We start from the raw sequence: 24098 nt of genomic DNA, 5'->3' as shown, positions 1-24098 counted from the left end.
TTCACGCAAAGTCGCAGAGACGCAAAGAATGAAACGCATTCCTTATCTTAATTCAAACAACAATAATCCACCTGAAATTAAGAATTGTTTGAATTTTGCAATTTTTGCTTTGCTCAGCGCAATAACCGCTTTCCACTTTGACAATAATTTTGCCTTATCAAATTCAAACAGAATCATTAATCTTTTAAAAAACTAAATCATGGAAAATTCAAATCAGAAAGTTTGGTATATCACAGGAGCGTCAAAAGGCCTGGGTCTTGCTCTAGTGAAACAGTTACTAAGTGAAGGTAAAAAAGTGGCGGCCACATCAAGAAGTATAGAAGATCTTAAAAAAGCTATAGGAGATGCGGATAACTTTTTGCCTTTGCAGGTAAATCTTCTTAGTGAAGAAAGTATAGAAAAAAGCATACAGGCAACAGTAGGTCAATTTGGAAAGATTGACGTAGTTGTAAACAACGCGGGTTATGGTCTTGCAGGAGCTTTGGAAGAGCTTAGCGATGCGGAAGCAAGACAAAATTTTGATGTCAATGTTTTCGGGTCTTTAAATGTCATTCGAAAAGTATTGCCTTATTTGAGACAGCAGCAATCAGGACATATCTTTAATGTTTCTTCTATTGGAGGATTTACAGGAGCTTTTCCTGGGTTTGGAATCTATTGTGCGACCAAATTTGCTGTACAAGGATTTACAGAGTCTTTGGCAGAAGAAGCAAAACCTTTTGGTATAAAAGCAACTATCGTATCTCCGGGATATTTTAGAACGGATTTCTTAAAAGATAGTTCGTTGAGCGTCCCTAAAAACCAACTTCAGGAATACAAAACTGTTAGAGAAGTCCAATCAGCACATGAAAACGAAATCAATGGCAACCAGCAAGGCGACCCGAATAAAGCAGCATTAGCTTTTATCAGAACAGCCGAAATGCAAAACCCTCCGGTTCATTTGTTTTTAGGACAGGATGCTTATGCAATGGCCGAAGTAAAAATACAATCAGTAAAAGAAAATATGGAAGCGGTTCGGGAGTATGCCGCAGCTACCGGATTCGACAACTAAATATTCTTTTACGACGCAAGCCTTATTTATTAATACAGACGAAAAACAAAAAAAAATGAAAACAGATAAAATTTGGTATGTAACAGGAGCCTCAAAAGGACTGGGACTAACATTAGTTAAAAAATTATTGGCAACAGGTTATAAAGTTGCCGCAACATCAAGAAACGCAGCAGCTTTGAGTAAGGCAGTTGGTGTAACATCTTCGGAAAATTTCTTACCTTTGGAGGTAGATCTTGTAGATGAACAATCTGTGGCTGAATCCATTAGGAAAACACAAGAAGTTTATGGAAAGATTGATGTTATTGTGAACAATGCCGGTTATGGAATAGGAGGTACTATTGAAGAATTGTCGCAAGAAGAAATTTCTGAAGCCTTTAATATCAACGTTTTCGGGACTATCAATGTCATCAAATTCGCCATGCCTTATCTAAGAGCGCAACGTTCAGGCTATATTATTAATATTTCGTCTATAGCCGGTTTTGCACCTGCAACGGGATGGTCTATTTATGCGGCTGCAAAACACGCTATCATAGGTTTGTCAGAATCATTAGCAGATGATGTAAGACAGCTTGGAACCAAAGTCACAGCTATTGCTCCGGGAGCATTTAGAACGCAGTTTTTGACAAAAGAATCATTGGTGTTTGCTGAAAACTCAATTGATGACTACGAAGATGTTCATGCATCACATGAAAAATTCCATAAGATGAATGGTAATCAGTTGGGCGATCCAGAAAAAGCAGCAGAGGTAATGATTAGACTGGCTGAAAGTGATAATCCTCCTGTAAGATTATACCTTGGAAGCGATGCTTATAGAAGAGCGTCGGCAAAATTAGGAACACTTACGCAGATGTTAGAAGATTGGAAAGATACCAGCCTTTCAACCGATTTTATGGAATAATAGCCATATTTGAATTTTACAATCATATAACCAGCCTGTAAAAGGCTGGTTCTTAAAAAATAGAAATTATGCCGAAGACCGAAACGATAGAGGATTTTTATAAACAAAAGCTTAATTACTTACCCGAGGATTTACAGCAAGGGTTGGGCTATTTCAATGTTATCAGAGCTGAAGACTGCTATAAAAACGATGTATTTGTCCCGATAAGTTATACAAGAAGAGATTTTTATAAAATAAGCCTGACAAGAGGGAAAAATGTTTTCCATTATGCAGACAAAAGTCTTGAAGTTAACGGATCGACACTTATTTTTTTCAATCCACAGGTGCCTTATACCGTTGAATCGTTGTCTAACGACCGATCAGGCTATTTCTGTATTTTCAAAGAAGCATTTTTTACGGAGTCATTACGAAACAGCATTTCCAGCCTGCCAATGTTTAAAATAGGAGGCAAGCCTGCTTATATTCTTAATGAGGAACAGGACAAGCAGATTAGTGATATTTTTATGAGGATGATTAATGAGATCAATTCGGATTATGTTTACAAATACGACCTGATCCGGAATTATGTTACAGAAATGATCCATAGTGCGATGAAAATTGAGCCTTCTGAAAAACTGTTTCAGCATCCGGACGCGAATTCGAGGATTACTTCTGTTTTTACCGAATTGCTGGAAAGACAGTTTCCTATCGAATCGCCATCACAGCGTTTCACGCTCCGTTCCGCAAAGGATTTTGCCGAAAAATTGTATGTACATGTCAATCACCTGAACCGTGCCATAAAAACGACTACGGGAAAGACAACAACCGACTTGATTTCGCAGCGATTGGTGAATGAAGCACAGGCATTGTTAAAGCATACAGATTGGAACATTTCGGAAATCAGCTATTGTCTGGGTTTTGAAGAACCGGCCCATTTTAATAACTTTTTCAAGAAACAGATGCAGATAGCGCCTTCGGCATATCGTTCCGCATAAAACAAACAATTTTTCCCTATCATAAGAAAAGCCGACTTTTTTTTAAGCCGGCTTTTTCAATATTTTAAAATGTTTGAATTGTATAGCTAGACAGAAATCAAAAAAGTATCCCTGTTCATGTCAGATGTGTGGTATTGCCAATAGGTTTTAAAGATATGCTGTAGTACTTTTTTCATTGCCGCATAATCGTTAGGCTTTTTGATATACACGTTTGCGCCTAGTGTAAAGGTATCTTCCTGATCCTTCTCTGAAGATGAGGTAGAACATATGGCAATTGCGGTATCTGAATATTTTTCGTTGGCGCGTATCAATCTTAAGCAGTCTATTCCAGACATAAAAGGCATATTGAGATCCAGAAAAATGATGTCGGGATTTGTAATTTCTTTGCTGTTTAGGTACTCGATGAGTTCTTTTCCGTTTGGGAAAAAAGCAAGATTGTAGTTCTCATTAATTTCGCTTACAGCTTCTTTAAATAAGTTGTATTCATCCCGGTCATCATCGGCCAATACAATATTAATTTTTTCTTCGAATAGTCTCATATTTAATACTAAATTTTTGATTTAAAATTAATTACAAGCAGAATTCAAATTAGTTTGTATTTCAAAGATAGAAAATGTAATTTCTAAATAAACGGGTTTAGCTTTACTTTAACGTAATGAAATATATAAATCATAAAAGCAATTATATAATGGTTTTTTAACCGAAATAGCTTAAATTTATGAAAATCTGAAAAAATAATTTTAAATAAGATCGTGATGGTTGCAATGTGCCAGTTTAAGATGCCGGAAAAATTAAAAATCGGAGGCAAAAACCTTGATGATGAGACAATAAGAGGCATTATTGAAAAAATAGTAGACAGCCTTAAATCCGGCAAAGCCGAGTTGTATAAGGTAGAATCGTTTTGTGATATAGAAAGCCAGTCAGAAGTCGAGAACGAAGCAAAAAAAGAACCGGCTACTTTTGTTGAGATTATCCTTATCCTTGATGAAAAGCAGATACAGGATTATAAAATTTATGATGCATTGATAACCGATAAGGCGTTACAATGTTTTCGGGATGATGAGAATTATATTTCACGATATTGGATTAACGGAAACCAGGAACATATAGGTTTTGAAACCGAATTTTAAAAAAAATCCCGGACTCAATGCCGGGCTTTTTTTATTCAAGATATCCAAAACGACCAATATTAAAATCATTAAATGCCTGGATTATTTCTTGTTGCGTATTCATTACAAACGGACCATGTGCCGCTATAGGCTCATTAATAGGTTCTCCGCCCAAAACTAATACTACTGCATCTTCTGATGCCTCAACAATGAATTCTTCGCCTTCATTGGCAAATAACACAAAATTGTCTGTTGGAATTTTCTCGCTGCCATTGACTTTGATACTTCCTTCTACGACTAAAAGTGCCGTATTATATGAAGCAGGAAAATTGAATGTGGCAGTAGCGCCTTTATTTAATTTTGCATTCAACAGATTAACAGGCGTAAATGTAGAGGCTGTTCCGGAAACTCCATTGTAGGTTCCTGCAATTACTTCTACAAAACCTTCGTCATTAGGTAATTGGAATTTGTTGATTGCGTCATTTGTGATTCCTTGGTATTTAGGAGCCGACATCTTGTCTTTTGCCGGTAAATTTACCCACAGTTGTACCATCTGGAAATCACCGCCATTTTTGCTGAATTGTTCTTCATGATATTCTTTGTGAAGAATACCTGATGCTGCCGTCATCCATTGCACATCACCTTCACCAATAACACCGCTGTTGCCAGCGCTGTCATGGTGTGCTACTTTTCCTTTGTAGGCAATGGTTACCGTTTCAAATCCTCTGTGTGGATGGACGCCAACGCCTCTTAATTCCTGTGTAGGAGGAAAGTAAAACTTAGAATTATAGTCCATCATAATAAAAGGACTCATGCGCTGCATGCTCAAACCATGTGCAGATGGTATAAAGTTATGTACTCTGAAGCCGTCTCCAACCATATGTGGAGCTGGTGGTGTAATTATGCGTTCTATTTTTTTTGTTGTCATGATACTCAGTTTTTAGTGTGAAAAAGTGAATTTTCCTGATATTCAGGATGCCTGTCGATATAAGCATTGATGAACGGACAATAAGGTTTTACTTTTAAACCGTTATTCTTAGCATAATCCAGGACATATTTTGCCAAAGAAGAAGCTATACCTTTGCCTTCCAGTTCAGCAGGAACGATAGTATGCATATAAGCAATGCCTCCGTCAAAAAGTTCGTATTTTACATAGGCTGTTTTTTCGTCTAAACTGATTTCGAATCGTTTACGGCTTTCATTATGTGTGATTGTATAGTCCATGATTGAAATGTTTTTTAATACTGTAAAGGTAAGCAGTATCAAAATCATGGCTCTTGACCTAGGTTAAGAAATGTATGGTCGTTAATCCCTGTTGAAGTTTTTGTTTGCCAGTTCTTTTCGAACCCTGCTTAAGCCTTCCGGAGTAATGCCTAAGTAGGAAGCAATGAGCATTTGAGGAACCCTGAGTGATAAATCACGGTAGGTTTCAATGAATTTCAAATATCTTTTTTCTGCCGATGCGCTTAAGAGATAATTGATTCTTTTTTCCATATGCCTGATGTTATTATGGAGTGCAAGCGTATTGACTTTAGTGAAATTGTCAAATTTTTTGGCAGCAATATCGAAAAATTCTTTTTGTACATAAACGGCTTCGGTGTTTTCTAAAGCATCGATATACATTTCTGAAGGTTCGTGAAAATAAAAACTACTTCGGTCGGCAATAATCCAGTTTTCCGGAGCAAATTGAATCGTATGTTCTTTGCCGGATTCATCCATCGTATAGGAACGAAGGATTCCTTTACATACAAAATAGGCTTTATCGCAAATTTCGCCTTCCTTTAATAGCAATTGGCCTTTAGCAATATTGACAGCATGCACAAGATGCTCAACTTCTTCGTATTGGCTTTCGGTAGCACATTGAGTATCAATAATGTATTTTTTAAAGAGATTGGTCATGGGCTTTGGGATAGAGCAGTTACGAATTTAAGAAATAAAAGCGATTTTTAGGACGGACTTTTGTAATATGTCTCGATAAGTTTATCTGTTTTTATGCTTTGCGACTCTGCGTCTTTGCAAGCAATTATTTCACGCAAAGGCGCTAAGACGCTAAGTTCAAATACACTGAAGAATAAAAAAAGCCCCCGGAAAAGATTCCGAGAGCCAAGGGTTATTTAGAAGGGGAGGAAATTTTATTTTACAAGAGTTCCGTCTTTAATTTCTTCGGAAGCTATTTTAACCAGTTGTGCATTTTCAGGAATATCACCAAAAATTTCTACACGGTCTTCTACTTCGCGGCCTTTTTGGACTTGCTTGCGAACAGTTTTGTTATTCTCAACCTGTAGTACAAAAGTTCCTTCGCTTGAAGTGACCAATGCCGTTTTAGGGATAACATAGTTACTGTCTTGTGCTTTAAGCGGTAGCAAGACTTCAGCCACCATTCCCGGTAATAATTTTTTAGTCGTGTTGATAACGTCCATTTCAACACGTTCAGACCGCAGTCGGCTGTCTAAAGCTCCCGACATACGAGACACTTTTGCCTTAAAAATCTGTCCAGGCATCGATTTGACACTAAAACTGATTTCATCTCCGTTTTTCAGGTAACCGGTATACATTTCAGGAACATATACAGAAAGGCGGAGTTTGCTTTGTTCCTGTAATGTGAACAAAGGCAGTTCTGATCCTTTTCCTGCCGGCCCTACATAAGCGCCAAGGTTGACGTTACGGGCAGCAACGACACCATCAAAAGGAGCACGGATTTGCAGGTAACCCTGAATATTCTGAATTTCCTTATAAGAAGCTTTGGCAGCTTGCAATTGGGCATAATCAGAATTTTTTCTGCCTTCAGATTGTTCCAGGTCGTTTTTAGAAATTGTTCCTTCAACCTTACTGGTTTCCAGTATTCTTTTGTAAGTACTGTTGCTCGTCATATAGACTGCTTCCTGGGAACGTAGTCTTGATTCAGAAGCAGCAAGTTGAGAGCTGATTTCCGGTGCTTCCAAAACCATCAAAAGTTGTCCTTTTTTTACCTGACTTCCAATATCCACTTTCAGCTCTTTTACAAAGCTGCTTACTTTGGCATAAATATCCACCTGTTGGAAACCTGTAAGTTCGGCAGGAATTCGAAGTTCAGTAGATAATTGCTCTTTGCTAATTTGAAAAGTTTCAATAGCAGCAGGCGCAGTTTCTTCCATTGGAGCTGCTTCGGCTTTTTCTGATGGGCCACAGCTATTTAAAACAGCCAGAAGCAATAATAAGGCCGATGTTCTGTATAAATTATTTTTCATTGTGAGGGTGTAATGATGATATATAATGTTTGCTTTCTTTGTCTTCAGGATCAAGAGATACTGATTGTGTTGAGGTCTTACCTTGTACCCATGCAAAAATCAGGGGCAAGATAATCAGCACCGTAAAAGTAGAAAATAATAAGCCTCCGATAACGGCTCTTCCTAAAGGCGAAACCTGGTCGCCGCCTTCACCATGACCTATAGCCATTGGTAGCATACCCGCAATCATGGCAACGCTCGTCATCAGGATAGGGCGGAGCCTTAATGAAGCCGCTTCTCTGGCTGATAGGAGCGCATCGCCATTGTGCTTTCTTAGCTGTTCTGCATTCGTGACCAAAAGTACGGCATTGGCAATTGAAACTCCTACAGACATGATGATTCCCATATACGATTGCAGGTTTAATGTCGAACCGGTAATGAGCAGAAGTAGTAAAGAACCTAAAACTACAGCAGGAACGGTTGTCAGGATAACCAATGAAATACGGAACGATTGGAAATTAGCAGAAAGCATCAGGAAGATGACAACAATGGCAACTAATAATCCAGCTTGCAGGCTGCTCATCGTTTCTCCCAACACTTTGCTTAATCCGATTGGCTCAATAAACAGACCTCTTGGTAATTCTCCTAAAGAGGCGATCGTTTTCTGTACGTCTTTTGAAGCCGTTCCTAAATCAGTCTGGTGAATATTGCCGGTTACAGAAATATAAGGCATAGCTCCTAAGTTATCATTTTCGCCATAGGTCATAGATGGTGTGATAGTAGCCACATCACTTAATACGGGTCTTGTCGAATTTTTAAGCAATGGAATTTCACCCATATCATGAACGCTTTTCATTTTGTTTAAAGGAACCTGTACCTGTACGCTATAAGACAACCCTGCCTTTTCATCAATCCAGGTATTCTTTTCAGTGTATCGGGATGATGAGGTCGATGCGATCAGGGAACGCGATATTTCGTTCATGTCAACACCAACCTGAGCTGCGCGGGTTCTGTCAATATTAATATCTAACGACGGATATTTGATAGGTTGGGCAATCTGGACATCCCTGAAATAGCTGATTTTGTTCAGCTTGGCAATTATCTTATTGGCATATTCTTCATTCAGCTTTTTATTCTTTCCGGCAATTCGGACTTCAATTGGAGTAGGGGAACCCTGGCTCAATACTTTATCCGTTAGTTCGATAGGTTCAAAAGAAATTTTCACATCAGGTAGGATTTTTTTAATCCTTTCACGGAAGCGATCTTTAAAATCATCCATATCTGCATGATAATCTTTCAGTCCGATTTGGAAAACTGCTTCATGTGGGCCAGCCGTAAACATATAAATTGGCGATACGGAAAATAGGGAAGGATGTTGCCCAACATAAACCGAAGAAATGGCAACGTGTTCTTTGCCTACCATATTTTCAAGTTCTTTCAAGGTTTTTAGGGCTTTTTCTTCTGTGCGTTCCAAACGGGTTCCATCAGCAGCGCGAAGTCGCATCTGGAATTGGCTCGAATTGACTTTTGGAAATACATCTTGTCCAATTACGTTAATCAGAAGTATAGCTAATCCGGTAATACCAAACAGATAGAAAAGCGTAACTGGTTTTCGAAGCGGAAAAAGACGTTCCAGCATTCGCATGAATCGGTTCCTGAATCGTTCAAAACGGCTGATTTTACCGTCATTGTTAAAATCATTTCTTTCAACTAATATTTTCTTTTGGTTGAATGTATCTTCTTCTGATTCCGGTGTAAGTCCAGAAGCGATAAATTCAGCTTCATCGTCTGTTATTTCAGGGCCATGTTTTTGCTTAGGATGGCTTTTCATCAGCCAGTTCGCCATAACTGGAACAAACGTCTGTGACAGCAGGAAGGAAATAATCATTGAGAAACCAATAGCCAGAGCCAATGGCAAGAACAAAGCTCCCGGTATTCCTTTCATTGTAAATGCAGGCGCAAAAACGGCAAGGATACAAAGCAGGATCAATAATTTTGGTAAGGCGATTTCTTTACAGGCATCCCATATAGCAAGAGCTTTGGGTTTCCCCATATCGAGATGCTGGTGTATGTTTTCAATAGTCACCGTACTTTCGTCTACCAGGATACCTATTGCCAATGCCAATCCGCTGAGTGACATCAGGTTGATGGTTTGTCCGAATAATTTTAAGAACAATACACCCGAAATAATAGAAATCGGGATAGTAAGGATTACGATAATGGCCGCCCTACGGTCGCCCAAGAACAAGAGTACCATCAATCCTGTCAGAACTGCACCAATAATACCTTCTGTAATCAAACTTTTTACAGAATTGATTACATACACTGACTGGTCAAATTCATAGGATAGTTTTACGTCTTCAGGAAGCGTGCTTTGTATTTTTGGCAGATCGGCTTTTAGTTTTTGTACTACATCCCAAGTAGAAGCGTCCCCCGCTTTTGCAATACTCACATAAACAGAGCGTTTTCCGTTAACCAAAGCATATCCGGCAGTAATATCGGCGCCGTCTTTTACAGTAGCAACATCGCCAAGATATAAGTTTTGAATACCGCCTTTGAATAATGGAATCTTTTCAAAATCCTTAATCTCTTTAATAGTATTGTTGGTAGGCGTGATATAATTCTGGTCTCCAATCCTTACATTTCCGGAAGGAGCTGTTTGGTTGTTGATACGGATAGCATCTACAATCTGATCTGGTGTAAGGTTGTGCGAACGCAATAAATCCGGATCGACATTTATTTCGATAGTTCTTGGACTTCCTCCAAAAGGCGGAGGTGATAGTAATCCGGGAATTGAAGTAAAGGAAGCACGCACATATACGTTGGCCAAATCTTGCAATTCGTTGTTGGAACGTGTTTTACTGCTTAATACCAATTGTCCGACAGGAAGGGAGGAAGCATCAAAACGGATAATAAACGGTGGCTGAGATCCGGGAGGGAAAGCAGCTTGAATCCTATTGGAGAGCGCACTTAATTCAGCAGCAGCCTGTGCCATATTGGTGTCCTCATAGTAGGTCACCTTCATTAATGTCAATCCTTGTATGTTTTTGGTTTCAATCGACTTGACACCGTTGGCAAAAAGCATGACGTTGACATAGTTTTTTGCAAAATAAGATTCCATCTGGTTTGGAGTATATCCTCCAAAAGGGTGCGCCAGATAAATTACCGGTAGGTTCATCTTTGGCAGGATGTCTACTTTTACATCACGGACAGCACCAATTCCGAAAAAGAACAGTCCGGCTACGAGTACCAATATGGAGATAGGTTTGCGAAGTGCAAAACGTATTAAATTCATCAGTTGTAAAAATTAAAATTCATTAATAAATAATTCAAAATCTCCTGTAGCAGCGGCTTTCATCAAAAGTGATTGCCATACGTTGGTATAAATAATATCCCGGTCAATTTCGGCACGGTTTAGCGTATAAAGCGTCTGCGTCACGTCAACAAGATTGGTTAGCCCGTTTTTATAGAGCGTTGTTTTTTGAAGATAAGCCTGTTCGGCAGCCTGTACTTGTTTTGGAGCTTCGACATAATTATCCATTGCATATTTGATTTTGGCATCGGCAGCATCAGATTGTGTCTTGAGCTGTTGGTCAATTACATTGTATTCTTCCTGTAAGCCTTCAGATATCAACTTTTGAGCACTTACTTTTTTGCTCGATCTCGCTATAGAGGTAAGGTTCCAGGTTACGCCCACGCCAAGAAGGTAATTCTGGCGGTCAGGACTAATACCATCAAAGTAATTGCGGGTGTATGAATTCTGGTCGACTGCATAATTTGAATTGAATCCGGAAGCGCGTGTCTGGTACACTCCAAAAAGGCTGAAAGTTGGGTAATATTCTCTTTTGAAAAGCCTAACCTGCTGCTTGCTGAAATCGATTCTGCTTTTGTAGTATTGCAAGATAGGATTTAGCGTATCGTTTGCCGTTTCAAGGCCTAATATGGATTTTGGAATCTGTTTTACGAATGTGCTGTCAAGAACAAAGTCTTTGATGTCTGTTCCCATTAGCGCAACCAGCTTATTATTCAAATCTTTGACCTGATCTTTCCCCTGGTTTAGCATAATCTTTGCCCGTGATACTTCAGCAGAAGCCAAAGTTGAATCTACACCCGGAAGCAATCCGTTTTTTACTCGTGCAGCCGCTATTTTTTGGAAAACGATGGCACGGTCAAGATTTTTTTCCTGAGAGATCAGCAGTCTTTGGCTTGCCAATAGGTTGAGGTAGGCAGCAGAAATTTTTATTTTATGCTGGAATTGTTCCTGCTCTAAATCTTTTTCAGAACGTTCAGCATCTGCTTTTGCCAGATTAATACGCTGTTTTGCTCTTCCAAAAGTGAAAAAATCCCAGTTCATATTTACCAGATACAAAGCTCCAAAAGCTGCATTCCAGTTTTGTTCCGGAAGTGGCAGTCCGGAAGAAGCTACACCAAGTCCACCAAAACCGTATAAAGGTCCGTTTTGGCCATTTACAGTTCCATAATCCTGCTGGGCGGCCAGGTTTAAGTTGGGTAGATAGTCTCTGCGTGCTTGTTTTACGCTTTCTTTGGAAGCCTCTGCATATTTGCTTTTTGCTTTTAAAGTTCCATAATTAGCCATTCCCGTTTCTACAGCTTCTTTCAGGCTAAGGGTTTGGGAAAATCCTTGAAAGAAAAAGAGGGATAGAAGGAAAAGACTTATTTTTTTTGTAGTCATTTTTTAAGCCTGATATAAGTTTGAAAGCGCAAATTTACAGCAGACATAGTTCAGCAAGATGTTTTAAATGATAAATCGTTCATAAAAAATGACGAATTCAATTGGTCATTAAATCCAATAAAAATTTAATAATAAATCGTTAATTTGTAGCCTCAATTGCAAAAAATGAAATGGAAAGTTGATAATGTGTTGGACAATAAATGGTGGCAGGAAGTTGCAATATTACTGTTTTCATTCTCTATTTTTTCTCTAAAGAACGATTGGATCTTATTTAATTCTCCAATTGCTGTGTTGACAGGTGTGGGCTATTACCTGATGCTGTATCTGCACGCACAGGCCAACCGTTTTTTTTTACTGCCTATATTGGTAAAAAAACACAAAGGACTTTTATATCTGGGATTGACCATACTTTTGGCGCTTCTTTTTTCGGTTATTGTGTACCGGATTTCATCGGTTTGGATAACCAAGGCCTCGTCCTTATATGAATTCTCACACCAAAAAAGTTACCAATATCAGCTGGCAACCGTTGTAGGTACGCTGATCTGTATTTTGGGACCGGTCATGTTTCTTAAATTTTACAGAGAAGAAAAAAGAAAAAGGGAAGAAGCCTTGCTGTTTAACCAAATGCAGCTCAACTCACTAAAGAGTCAATTGAATCCACATTTTCTTTTTAATACTTTTAATACGCTTTACGGAATCAGTCTTGAATTCCCGGAAAGAACGCCGGATCTTATCATGAAAGTATCACAGCTGATGCGCTATCAATTAGAAAGCAATGCAAAACAATGCGTATCATTAGATGAAGAATTGTCGTTTATCAACAGTTATATACAGCTGGAGAAAGAACGGGTTGGCTATCGTTGCGAGATTACTTATGAAAGCAGAATCGATAATGAAAATGCCTATAAGATTTCGCCAATGCTGCTAATTGCTTTTGTCGAAAATGCATTTAAACATGGAACCTGCGCTATCGAAAATTGCTATGTGCATATTAGCATAGTTGTAGAAAAAGGAAAGTTGTGTCTGAAAATCCAAAATTCTATACCTGAAAAGAAAGTAAATGTTGTTTCCACGGGAATAGGAATCAAAAATACTACGGAACGTCTAAAGATTATTTATGGCAATGATTATAAACTGGATATTAACAATTCAGGCAAGGAATATGCGGTCGATTTAGAACTTCCCTTGAAAAAGATAGCCGAATGATAAAGGATCCTAAAAAATGCATTATTGTTGATGATGAACCGGCGGCCCACTATGTGCTGACGAATTATATCCGTCAGAATCCGGAACTGGAACTCGTACATCAATGTTATAACGGTATAGAAGCGATGAATTATATTCGCGAGAATCCGGTTGACCTGATGTTTCTCGATATTGATATGCCTGAAATAACCGGATTGGAACTGCTAAAGATTCTTCCGTCACAACCTAAGACCATACTGACTACGGCGTATTCAGAATTTGCTTTGGAAAGCTATGATTATGGCGTAATTGATTATTTGCTCAAACCTATTTATTTCCCGCGTTTTCTGAAATCTATTGAACGTTTTTTTTCCTTTTATGCCGAAAAAAAGACGATGGTTTCCAATCTGTTTATCAGCATAAAGGCAGATGGTGGCCTAATAGATCTTGATGTCAGGAAAATACTTTTTGCACAGAGTTATGGCAACTATGTCAAAATTTTTACATCGGGAAAAACATACCTGGCTTCTATGACTACTAACGAATTGGAAGCAAACCTACCGGAAGGACAATTTTTACGTGTTCATAAATCCTATATAGTGGCTGTAGACAAGATTGAAGAAAATGAAAGAGATGTACTAGTCGTAAGCAATCAAAAAATTCCGGTGGGCATTACTTACAGAAGAGAACTGGAGCGGGTGCTTGCCCGATAAGTTTTACTTGATTTCTGCTTCTATATTATAGATTCTTTTAATTTCCTGCATGGCGCGGTTGCTCAGGAAATATTTTGTTATCATTGAGTCGTTATATTCCCTTTTGTATTCCCTTAGCTGTTCAGCTGTCAATATGCTTCTGAATTCATTTTCAGATTGAAAGATCACAGGTGCAATCTCAGAATTTTTCAGTTTGATTTTTCCAAGATTTTCCTTTTCCTTTTTCCAGATAGCGATGGCTAATTCTTCCTGCTCTTCACTTAACGGAAGAAATGAAATAGAATTGATTTTATGTTTTATGAATTCAACTTCGGTTTCGGCTGCATTGGATTTGGCATTAACCATAGTTATTGTTTTGGTTACCCTGCAGCTGGTTAGTGTCATGAAGCCGATTAAAAAAATAAGGAGAAATGATTTTTTCATTGATGATTTGGTATTTTGCGGTTACAGTTTTTTGGCTGGATACGTATTAAGGGCTAAAAGTACAGTAAATTTCACCTATTTTTAGCCCTGACAATCAAATGTAATATTAGAAGCTATATCCGATTCTTAATCCTGCTCTGAATACAAAGTTATCGATGTTTTTATTGTCTACATCACCTTTACCTTTTACTTCCCATTTCCAGTTAGCCCCGATATAAGGGTCGATGCTTACACTTTTTCCAATCATGAATTTGTAACCTACGTTTGGATTGATAATACTCCAGTAAGAATAAGTTCCATCAAACTTTCCTAAACCGGCAATATTTTCGTCAAATTTTATATTTCCATAAGAAATAAAATTTTCAGCATAAAAACCGTCCCATTTTCCTTTTTCAATGTAGGTTCTGCTTCCCAATTCAATTACGAAACCGGTTCCGTCTATGTCTACAATATTGTTATCATAATTCATCATTCCATAGGAAAGGTTCAATATGTTGGAAGAGTTTCTTCCACTGTCTAAATTCTTGCTTTTATATTCAATACTCAATCCGGCTTGTGAAGGATCTGAAAAGGTGAAATTTCCAGAAATCGTGAATCTTGGTTTTAGCCCAGATGTTTCTGTGTTGTCATTTTGTTTTTCTTGCGCAAAACTGAATGTTGGCAATAAGATAGCTAGAAGTAAAATACGTTTCATTTTTATATGTTTTAAAGTTTGTGTTTTGGCAGTCGATTAGAAACCGACTTCTATTAGCATAGACGCTGCTCGTTTGAAAATGGTTGCATAGGGCGTGAAAAAAAATAATAATCTTACCCAAATGACCCTCGATATTGTCGCATTTTGCCCCTTTAAACTAATCAAAAAGGACGGATATTTGTAATGTATGGTCTGATAATCAGTCTACAATAACTAAAAAACAATACAACTATGAAAAGGCAAGAATATTCGATAGAATTAGATGCACCACGCGAAAAAGTATGGGACATTTTATGGGGAAAAGAAACATATCCGCAATGGACAGCTCCATTTAGCGAAGGATCAAGAGCAGAAACGGATTGGAAAGAAGGCAGTAAGGTGCTTTTCCTGAATGCAGATAATGAAGGTATGGTAGCCAGAATTGCCAAAAACATTCCTAATGAATATATGTCTATTGAGCATATGGGCGTAATCATGGATGGAATCGAACATACAGAAAATGAAAAGAGCAGCGAATGGGCCGGATCACTTGAAAACTACACTCTAAAAACAGTAAATGGTAAAACGTTGCTTATAGTTGATATGGGTGTGACCGAAGAATACGAAGATTTTTTTAATAAAACCTGGCCGGTAGCACTAAGCAAAATCAAGGAATTGTCTGAAAAGAAATAAGAGTAAGTTTCAGAAATGCCTGCTATTTTAATTCGGAATAATAAGTTCTAATTTCTATATTTGTAAACAGTTAAGTTTAAATAGTTCGATATCAGTATATTGCTTGAACTTATAATTGTTTTCAATTATATAGGATTTGAATTAGTTACTTAAATTATGCAAGCAATGAGCCCCATGAAAATGGGGCTTTTGTTTTTATGTGTTTTAAAATAAAGAATAACAATTTCATTTTTGTTAAAATATATTTTCTTGATTAATTATCGTAAAACGATAATTAATTATATATTTGCAGAAAATAATTTAATAAAATGAAAAAAGTTCGTCTTGTTGCTTCTTGTTTATTTTATCTGTCAAGAGTAATAGCCATACCTTATTTGGCGACATCAGCGTATTGTATTATCAGCTTTTTATTTCCAATCGGGTCGTTGCAGCTGGTTGATGAAGGAAAGAAGTTTGTAATCCTATATCCTTTTACCAATAGACGTTTTTTGCTAGGAGATGATTATGCCTTTTATTACATTTTTGAGATGATTGCCTTTATAGGATTGTATGGACTGTTTTTTTGGCTGCTGGGTAATATATTCACCACTTTTAGAGAGAAAAAATTGTTTACCCATAAAGGAGTAAAAAGACTGCGTATTTTTTACCTGCTCAATTTTATTATTCCGTTGCCATTTTTAATCGGGCATATTATTTTTTCTTATGAAGTTGAAATACTTGTCACGTTAGCGGCATTGCATTTTGTTGTAGGTATATTTGCCTATTTTATGGCCGTAATATTTAAGCAGGGTCTCAATCTGCAAACCGAACAAGACTTATATATATAAACCATGCCTATTATTGTAAATATTGATGTAATGCTCGCAAAGCGTAAAATGCAGAGCAAAGAATTGGCTGAGATATTGGATATCACTCCGGCCAATTTGTCTATTCTAAAAACAGGAAAGGCTAAAGGTATACGTTTTGAATCTTTAGAGGCAATTTGCAAGGCTTTGGATTGCCAGCCCGGAGATATTTTAGAGTACAGGGAGGAATAACTTTCAATCATGATTAGCGCTTTAAAAAAATACGCCCATAACGGGTGCAGGAAATCTATTGTCTAATAAAATCATCAAAAAAATCAAAAAATGAACAGTTTACAAATTAAAAACTTAAGCAAGACGTATGGCAATGGTGTACAGGCCATGCAGGATATTTCTTTGGGAATAGGCAACGGTATTTTTGGATTGCTGGGACCAAATGGCGCAGGAAAATCGACCCTGATGAAAACAATTGCGGGATTGCAGGCTCCTGATAATGGAGTGATATTCTTTAATGATGTCGATATTGTAGCAGATCCGGAGTTTGTCAAAAAACAATTGGGATACCTGCCGCAGGATTTTGGTGTCTATCCTAAAATCAGCGCTTACGATTTATTAGAACATCTTGCTGTATTAAAAGGCGTAGGAGATAAAAAAGCAAGAAAAGAGCAGATTTATGCGCTTCTTGAAAAAACCAATCTATATAATGACCGAAATAAGGCGGTAAGTTCTTTTTCAGGTGGAATGCGCCAACGTTTTGGCGTAGCACAATCATTACTTGGAAATCCTCAGATTATTATAGTAGATGAACCTACGGCAGGTCTTGATCCCGAAGAACGCAATAGGTTCAATAATTTGCTAAGCGAAATAGGAGAGCAGATAATCGTAATTCTTTCAACCCATTTGGTCGAAGATGTCAGGAATTTGTGTACGAAAATGGCAATTATCAATAAAGGAAAAGTTTTGGCCTACGGAAATCCAAAAGTCTTTATTAAAGAGCTGGAAGGATGTATCTGGACTAAAAGTGTTGCTAAAAGCGAATTGCCTACTTATAAGGAAAAATTTGAAGTAATAGCCACGCAATTGAATGCCGGAAAACTATATCTGCAAATTTATTCTAAAGAGAATCCCAATAACGGTTTTGTAACGAAGCAGGCCGATCTTGAAGCTGTTTATTTTGCCCAACTCAATAACGCCAAGTGATATGTTTACAGGTATTTTACATTTTGACTGGATCTTTTTTGCAAGGAAAAAATCCTTTTTGTTGCTGCTTCTTTTCTTTTTAGCGTTTGGGATATTTACTGCTGTTAGTGCTAATTTTCCTTTTCCCGACACCTTTAAGAACTCGCCTTATATAATAACCTATATTACCGGTATCATGTCGCTGATGTGTCTTTTTACAGTTTCCCTGCTTACGGCACAAAGCCTTATGCGGGAAAAAGAAGCCCATTTTGATTTAATTCTTTATGCCACGCCTCTACAGAAAAGGTATTATTTAGGCAGTCGGTTCCTGGTAATTTGCGGTATTGCTATTATTTCATTTGCATTGTATAGTATTGGCCTGCTTCTGGGCCACCAGTTATTTCGTACGCATAGAGATGACTATATGGAACTGCATTTATGGCATTATATTCAGCCATTTTTACTATTGGCTGTGCCTAATATTTTGTTTTGTACCGGCATTATTTGCAGTATTGGCGTTTTGGCAAAAAATAGGATAGCCATTTATATTTCCGGTCTTTTTATTTATTTCTTTTATTGGGGCATAGCCCTATTTTCTAATTCTCCACTCATAGCTAATTCGTCACCAATTTCAGCAGAAGGCATGCAGCTTATGGCAAAATTAGATCCTTTCGGACTGTCGGCATTTTTTGAACAGACGCAGCATTGGACAGCTCAGCAACGCAATACCCAATTGCTGGAATTAAAAGGATCTTTTTTAGTGAATCGTATTGTCTGTCTTGTGATTTCTTTCTTACTGATGTTATATGCCTATCGGAAATTGAGTTTTGTAGTAGGAAATGAGAAAAAAATACATAAAAAAATTCAGGAAAAGAAATCAGTTTTCCAAGGTGATTATCATCCGATGCCTACAAAAAGTAGAGGCTGTGCCTATTTTTTTACAGCTTTTTTTAGCTTTGTGAAAATCGACATACGTTCTATTGTCAAAAGTGCCCCGATATGGATCATAATCCTGGGCTGGTGCTCTTTTGCAAGTATAGAAATGGTAAGCATGATTAATGCCGGAAGGCGATTGCCGGAGCGTCTTGCCACGACAGCTTTGATGGTGAACGAAATACTAAAACTTTTCCCGATTGTAGGTATTTTAGTCTTGATTTTTTATGGCAGTGAAGTTTTTTGGAGAAGCCATAGTGCCCGTTTTGAATCTTTGGAAAGCAGCAGTCCGGTATCCTTAGCTATAGTTGTATTATCAAAGTGGTTTTCGTTGGCAATTATAACAGCTTTGTTAGTATTGTGCAATTGTATGATAGGCGTGATACTTCAGCTGTCATTTGGTTCAGCCAGTATTGACTTCGGACTTTATGTGTCGCTTTTTTATCTTATAGGCTTGCCATTATTGCTTTGCTCTGCTTTAATCATCAGCATACAGGCAATTTGCCGTAATAGATATGTTGGTTTGACTGTTACAGCAATTCTATTGCTTTTTACGAATACTTCTTTAGGAGGAATGGTCGGAATTAAACATCCGGTAGTGCAATATGCCAATGTTTTTCAGGGTACTTACAGCGAAATGAATGGTTTTGATTTTTTCCTGGATGCTTTTCATATCAAAATGATCTACTGGACTTGTATTACCGCAATAATCCTATGGGTAGTTATCTGGTATACCAACAGGAGAATCGCTATCGGGAAATTAAAAATACTGCCTGCTATCATGCTGTTCGTTTTTCTGACCGGAGCCGCATTTTCCGGAACAATACTGCTAAAGGAAATAGAACAGTCTAAAAAGGGCGAGCGTAATGATTGGAAACAAGCGTATGAGGAACGCTATAAAAAATTCAGCCGACTGTTGCAGCCATCAATAACTGATGTTAAGACCAACATTGATTTGTTTCCGGAAAAAAACAGCTATGCGGTGGAAGGCAGTTATATTTTAGAAAACAAAGGAGATAAAGCGATTGATTCTATCTTGATTTATGCGGATAAAGGACTGCAATGGAAAGGATTTGCGATAGATGGAGCCAAATTAGTATCGGAAGATAAACAATACGGACATTATTGGTATAAGTTATCCCGATCACTGCAGCCAGGCGAATTAAGTACTATGAAGTTTAGTTTTGCCTATGAAGCCTCACCTTTTAACGGATTCGAACAATTTAATATGATCCTAAAAAATGGTAGTTTTATCCGTATCAGTAACTTTTTCCCAAGACTAGGCTATATAGGAGACAACGAGATAGATGATCCTAAAGAACGTACAAGACGAAACATGCCGGCTTCGTCTATAGTAGTTCCTCTGGAAGAAAAAATACAAATGCCTTATTATTATGACCATGTTACTCTTGATGCGGTAATTTCTACTTCAGGCAATCAGACAGCTATCGGAATTGGTGAACTGAAAGATCAATGGCAAAAAGACGACCGTAATTATTTCCGATATAAAACGCCATCGCCTATACCGTTTCGCTTTGCTGTTTCTTCAGCCCGTTATGAAGTTCAAAAAGTGATGTATGACGGAATTGCCATTGAAGTTTATTATCATCCCGAGCATCAACAAAATGTAAATCATATTGTTCGGAATGTAAAAGAGACATTGCATTACTGCGAGCAAAATTTTAGCGATTATCCCTATGATGTGATTCGGTTTGCGGAAATATCATCTTATGTGAAAGGGTTTGCGGCTACGGCTTATCCCATGTCTTATTTTATGAATGAATCTTTCGGTTTCCAGAATAAAATAAAACAAGACTCGGAGAAAGACATATTGAACGAATTGATTAGCCATGAATTGTCGCATACCTGGTGGGGCAATGCCACAATCGACACCGATTATCGCGAAGGTTGCAAGTTGCTGACAGAAACTTTGGCAATGTATACCGAACAGATGTTGTATAGAACCGTATATGGCGGTGAAAATATTTTGCCACGCGTTCAGGTACACAAGGACATTTATCTTGGAGAACGCGCTTTTTGGGGAGAAGAACCCTTATATAAATCCAATCCGAACAAAGCGTTCCTTTGTTATGATAAGGGAGCCGTTGTCATGTATCAGTTGGAAATGCTTTTGGGAGAGGAAAAAATAAACAAAGCGCTCCGAAGCATATTACAAAAGCATGCCTATCCGTTACAACCGCCTACTTCTTTAGATCTTATCAATGAATTTTATGCGGTTAGTGATATTGCACTACATCCTAAAATTGATGAACTGTTTAAACAGATTATTATTCATGATCTGCAATTGGATAAAGCTGTTGTTACAAAGACAAATGACGGGAAATACGAATTGAATGTTGCTGTTATCGCTAAAAAATATAGCGAAGATGGCCAAGGTAAAGCAACAGAAATTCCTTTTGATGATTCGATAGAAGTAGAAGTCTATTTTGAAAATGGGAAAAGACAAACTATTACAATGGAGAAAAATCAACTACAGTTGAAAGCACTCCTTTTACAAAAACCAGCAAAGATTATATTGGACCCACGGATGCGATTTATGGAAATCAGTCTTGAGGATAATGGGGAAAATTTCTAATGAAAAAGAAAAATAAAATGCTGGTAGAAAAAGCGGAGAACTATTCTCCGCTTTTTTGTTTTATGAAAATCAGGATTCTAAGTCATTGCAATATCATGGATAAGCCTTATCTTTATAGTACTTTCAATTAACTAATACGTGCAGCTTATGACAAACGACATTTATCAGATTAAGAAATTGCTGAATACTAAAAATGGCACATTTACTTATTATAGCCTGCCTGAAATGGAAAAGCATGGATTCAATATCAAAAAGATGCCATTTTCTATCAGGATACTGTTGGAAAATACATTGCGTAATTTTGATGATTTTGCCATCACTAAGGAGAATATTGAAACCTTGCTGAATTGGAAACCGGAAGCTTCAGATAAAGATATTCCGTTCAAGCCTGCCAGAGTGCTAATGCAGGATTTTACAGGAGTTCCCGCTGTTGTTGATATTGCTTCGCTTCGGGCAGAAATCGCCAGGAAAGGCAAAAATCCGGATGAGATCAATCCGCTGATTCCTGTGGATCTGGTTATTGACCATTCTGTACAGGTTGATTATTTTGGAACAGAGTATTCTTATGCCCGTAATATGGATGAAGAATACAAGCGTAACAAAGAACGTTACCAGTTTTTGAAATGGGCACAGCAATCGTTTAGCAATTTTAGTGTTGTACCTCCAGGTATGGGTATCTGTCATCAGGTTAATCTGGAATATTTGTCAAAAGGAGTTATTGAGCGCAATGGGGAAGTTTTCCCGGATACATTGGTAGGAACAGACAGCCACACGCCAATGGTAAACGGAATAGGAGTTATTGCATGGGGCGTAGGTGGAATTGAAGCAGAAGCTGCGATTTTGGGGCAGCCTATCTATTTCATCATGCCGGAAGTCATAGGATTACGCCTGACAGGAAAAATTCCGTTAGGTTCAACTGCAACCGATATGGTTTTGACCATTGCCGAACTGCTTCGAAAATATGGAGTAGTTGGAAAGTTTGTTGAGGTTTTTGGTTCCGGATTAGATAACCTTACCGTTCCCGATAGGGCTACGATTGGCAATATGTCGCCTGAGTTTGGCTGCACCGTTACCTATTTTCCTATTGATGAGAAAACGTTAGAATATATGCGGATGACCAACCGTTCGGAGAATGAGGTTCAGCTCGTAGAAGATTATTGTAAGGCCAATTTATTGTGGCGTACCGGAAATGAAGAAATTACATATACTCATGTATTGGAATTGGATCTTTCTACGATAGAACCTACGGTAGCCGGTCCAAAAAGGCCGCAGGATAAGATATTGCTTAAAAATTTCCCTACCACTTTTATAGATGTATTGAATCAGTCGTTTGGACGCAAATACATCAAGCCGCAAGAACAGCTGACGCGATGGTTTGCAGAAGGAGGAAGCAGCCTGCCAATGCATAAGGAAACTGCTATGGTGCCGGATACGAAGATTGAACAAAAAATGGAAGACGGGATGAAAATTGTTACCGTAACCGTTGGGCAGGAACAGTTTATGCTGTCAGATGGTGCTGTTGTCATTGCTGCCATAACTTCGTGTACCAATACTTCCAATCCGTATGTGATGATTGGAGCCGGACTGGTGGCCAGAAAAGCAAGAGAACGCGGACTCAATGTAAAGCCATGGGTAAAAACCTCACTGGCTCCGGGCTCTAAAGTAGTTACAGATTATCTTGTCAAAGCCGATTTGCTAGACGATCTGCAATCGATGAAATTTCATATCGTGGGTTATGGCTGTACTTCCTGTATTGGAAATTCAGGCCCACTTCCTGCGCATATTGCCAAAGCTATTGATGACCATGATTTGGTAATGGCTTCTGTGCTTTCGGGCAACAGGAATTTTGAAGCGAGAATACATCCACAGATAAAAATGAACTTCCTGATGTCGCCAATGCTGGTCGTGGCTTATGCCATTGCCGGACGTGTTGATATTGACCTGTTGAATGAACCGATTAGTTATGATCCAAACCAACAACCGGTTTATTTGAAAGATATTTGGCCTTCAAATGATGAAATTAATGGCATCATGAATTCAGTACTTTCACCTAAGCAGTTTGCCAACAGCTATGGGACTATTTTTGATGGTAATGAGATATGGCAGAATCTTGAGGTACCTAACGAAAAAATATATGTTTGGGACAATGAATCTACTTACATAAAAGAAGCGCCTTTCTTTAAAGATCTTCCGGACCATCCAAAACCTTTGAAAGATATTGAAAATGCAAGTGCTTTGCTGGTTCTGGGAGACAGTATCACAACCGACCATATTTCGCCGGCAGGTTCTTATAATGAATCATCGGCAGCCGGGAAGTACCTGCTAAGTCGCGGAGTACCTAAAGAAGAATTTAATTCTTATGGTTCGCGCCGTGGGCATGATGAGGTTATGATTCGTGGAACTTTTGCCAATGTTCGTATCAAAAACAAACTGGCTGATAGGGAAGGTGGTTATACCAAATATTTGCCAACAGGCGAGGAAATGACTGTTTATGATGCTTCAGTGAAATACAAAGAAGCACAAACTCCATTGGTAATTTTGGCTGGAAAAGAATACGGAAGCGGATCTTCGAGAGACTGGGCAGCAAAAGGAACTTTTTTATTGGGCGTAAAAGCAGTATTGGCAGAAAGCTATGAAAGAATCCACAGAAGTAATCTGGTTGGAATGGGCGTGTTGCCTTTGCAATATTTGCCTGGCCAGAATGCAGAAAGCTTAGGACTAACCGGAACTGAACAATTCAGCATATCCGGAATTGCCAATGACATTAAGCCTTTAAAAGAAGTTGAAGTCACAGCCCAGAAAAAAAGTGGAGAAAAAATCCAATTTAAGGCTATTGCCAGACTGGATTCCAAGATTGAAATCGAATACTATAGAAATGAAGGTATATTGCAATATGTATTAAGGCAGTTCCTTCATAAGTCATAAAGCTGATTTAGACAATAAAAAAAGCGGAAAGAAAACCTTTCCGCTTT

At 38.1% G+C, this 24098-nt stretch carries 21 protein-coding genes; 12 read left to right on the top strand and 9 right to left on the bottom strand.

The window, feature by feature from the left end; all coding sequences use genetic code 11:
• Positions 1-199: 199 nt before the first annotated feature.
• From ABH942_RS12840 to ABH942_RS12830, 3 genes are all read left to right on the top strand, one after another.
• Entirely contained in the window at positions 200-1048 is an 849-nt protein-coding gene (locus ABH942_RS12840) for an SDR family oxidoreductase (protein WP_370032574.1), read from the top strand.
• 55 nt (positions 1049-1103) lie between these two features.
• A complete protein-coding gene (locus ABH942_RS12835; RefSeq protein WP_370032572.1) occupies positions 1104-1946 on the top strand; it encodes an SDR family NAD(P)-dependent oxidoreductase in 843 nt (280 codons plus the stop codon).
• 68 nt (positions 1947-2014) lie between these two features.
• Positions 2015-2920, top strand: a complete 906-nt coding sequence (locus ABH942_RS12830) for an AraC family transcriptional regulator (RefSeq protein ID WP_370032570.1) — start codon at positions 2015-2017, stop codon at positions 2918-2920.
• A gap of 86 nt (positions 2921-3006) precedes the next feature.
• On the opposite strand, the gene ABH942_RS12825 is transcribed toward ABH942_RS12830, so the two are convergent.
• Complete coding sequence (locus ABH942_RS12825) at positions 3007-3459, bottom strand: response regulator (RefSeq protein WP_370032568.1); 453 nt, start codon at positions 3457-3459, stop codon at positions 3007-3009.
• A gap of 216 nt (positions 3460-3675) precedes the next feature.
• Here ABH942_RS12825 and ABH942_RS12820 point away from each other — a divergent pair, with 216 nt between their 5' ends.
• Positions 3676-4050, top strand: coding sequence for a hypothetical protein (locus tag ABH942_RS12820; RefSeq protein WP_370032566.1), 375 nt, complete (start codon positions 3676-3678; stop codon positions 4048-4050).
• Between the two features lie 31 nt (positions 4051-4081).
• Here the strand turns inward: ABH942_RS12820 and ABH942_RS12815 are convergent, their stop codons facing one another.
• From ABH942_RS12815 to ABH942_RS12790, 6 genes are all read right to left on the bottom strand, one after another.
• Positions 4082-4957, bottom strand: a complete 876-nt coding sequence (locus ABH942_RS12815; protein WP_370032564.1) for a pirin family protein — start codon at positions 4955-4957, stop codon at positions 4082-4084.
• A 5-nt stretch (positions 4958-4962) separates the two neighbouring features.
• The gene (locus ABH942_RS12810; protein WP_370032562.1) at positions 4963-5253 is read right to left on the bottom strand and encodes a GNAT family N-acetyltransferase; all 291 of its coding nucleotides are present in this window, start codon (positions 5251-5253) and stop codon (positions 4963-4965) included.
• A gap of 81 nt (positions 5254-5334) precedes the next feature.
• On the bottom strand, positions 5335-5928 hold the full coding sequence (locus ABH942_RS12805) for a Crp/Fnr family transcriptional regulator (protein WP_370032560.1): 594 nt from the start codon (positions 5926-5928) through the stop codon (positions 5335-5337).
• A gap of 233 nt (positions 5929-6161) precedes the next feature.
• Positions 6162-7256, bottom strand: coding sequence for an efflux RND transporter periplasmic adaptor subunit (locus ABH942_RS12800; protein WP_370032558.1), 1095 nt, complete (start codon positions 7254-7256; stop codon positions 6162-6164).
• Positions 7246-10530, bottom strand: coding sequence for an efflux RND transporter permease subunit (locus tag ABH942_RS12795; RefSeq protein ID WP_370032556.1), 3285 nt, complete (start codon positions 10528-10530; stop codon positions 7246-7248). The genes ABH942_RS12800 and ABH942_RS12795 overlap by 11 nt, the downstream gene beginning before the upstream one ends.
• Before the next feature lie 12 nt (positions 10531-10542).
• Entirely contained in the window at positions 10543-11928 is a 1386-nt protein-coding gene (locus ABH942_RS12790; protein WP_370032554.1) for a TolC family protein, read from the bottom strand.
• Between the two features lie 165 nt (positions 11929-12093).
• On the opposite strand from ABH942_RS12790, the gene ABH942_RS12785 reads away from it, so the two are divergent.
• Both ABH942_RS12785 and ABH942_RS12780 read left to right on the top strand, forming a co-directional pair.
• On the top strand, positions 12094-13134 hold the full coding sequence (locus tag ABH942_RS12785; protein ID WP_370032552.1) for a sensor histidine kinase: 1041 nt from the start codon (positions 12094-12096) through the stop codon (positions 13132-13134).
• Positions 13134-13826, top strand: coding sequence for a LytR/AlgR family response regulator transcription factor (locus ABH942_RS12780; protein ID WP_370032717.1), 693 nt, complete (start codon positions 13134-13136; stop codon positions 13824-13826). The genes ABH942_RS12785 and ABH942_RS12780 overlap by 1 nt, the downstream gene beginning before the upstream one ends.
• 3 nt (positions 13827-13829) lie before the next feature.
• Here the strand turns inward: ABH942_RS12780 and ABH942_RS12775 are convergent, their stop codons facing one another.
• Together ABH942_RS12775 and ABH942_RS12770 are read right to left on the bottom strand one after the other, a co-directional pair.
• On the bottom strand, positions 13830-14210 hold the full coding sequence (locus ABH942_RS12775; RefSeq protein ID WP_370032550.1) for a hypothetical protein: 381 nt from the start codon (positions 14208-14210) through the stop codon (positions 13830-13832).
• Positions 14211-14355: 145 nt separating this feature from the next.
• Positions 14356-14943 carry a hypothetical protein gene (locus tag ABH942_RS12770; protein WP_370032548.1) on the bottom strand — a complete coding sequence of 196 codons (588 nt, stop codon included), beginning with the start codon at positions 14941-14943 and terminating at the stop codon, positions 14356-14358.
• Positions 14944-15174: 231 nt separating this feature from the next.
• Here ABH942_RS12770 and ABH942_RS12765 point away from each other — a divergent pair, with 231 nt between their 5' ends.
• From ABH942_RS12765 to acnA, 6 genes are all read left to right on the top strand, one after another.
• Positions 15175-15615: an SRPBCC domain-containing protein gene (locus tag ABH942_RS12765; RefSeq protein ID WP_370032546.1), complete on the top strand. Its 441-nt coding sequence runs from the start codon at positions 15175-15177 to the stop codon at positions 15613-15615.
• 308 nt (positions 15616-15923) lie between these two features.
• Complete coding sequence (locus tag ABH942_RS12760; RefSeq protein WP_370032544.1) at positions 15924-16442, top strand: DUF2975 domain-containing protein; 519 nt, start codon at positions 15924-15926, stop codon at positions 16440-16442.
• A 3-nt stretch (positions 16443-16445) separates the two neighbouring features.
• Positions 16446-16652, top strand: coding sequence for a helix-turn-helix transcriptional regulator (locus ABH942_RS12755; RefSeq protein ID WP_139999391.1), 207 nt, complete (start codon positions 16446-16448; stop codon positions 16650-16652).
• 90 nt (positions 16653-16742) lie between these two features.
• Positions 16743-17618: an ABC transporter ATP-binding protein gene (locus tag ABH942_RS12750; protein WP_370032542.1), complete on the top strand. Its 876-nt coding sequence runs from the start codon at positions 16743-16745 to the stop codon at positions 17616-17618.
• A 1-nt stretch (position 17619) separates the two neighbouring features.
• A complete protein-coding gene (locus ABH942_RS12745; RefSeq protein ID WP_370032540.1) occupies positions 17620-21126 on the top strand; it encodes a M1 family aminopeptidase in 3507 nt (1168 codons plus the stop codon).
• A gap of 147 nt (positions 21127-21273) precedes the next feature.
• Complete coding sequence (gene acnA, locus ABH942_RS12740) at positions 21274-24051, top strand: aconitate hydratase AcnA (RefSeq protein WP_370032535.1); 2778 nt, start codon at positions 21274-21276, stop codon at positions 24049-24051.
• The last annotated feature ends 47 nt before the right edge of the window (positions 24052-24098 follow it).

Source organism: Flavobacterium sp. 28YEA47A, from assembly GCF_041262125.1.
Classification (GTDB): domain Bacteria; phylum Bacteroidota; class Bacteroidia; order Flavobacteriales; family Flavobacteriaceae; genus Flavobacterium.
The sequence above is the reverse complement of the archived record's forward strand: the minus strand, read 5'-3'. Positions and strand labels throughout refer to the sequence as shown.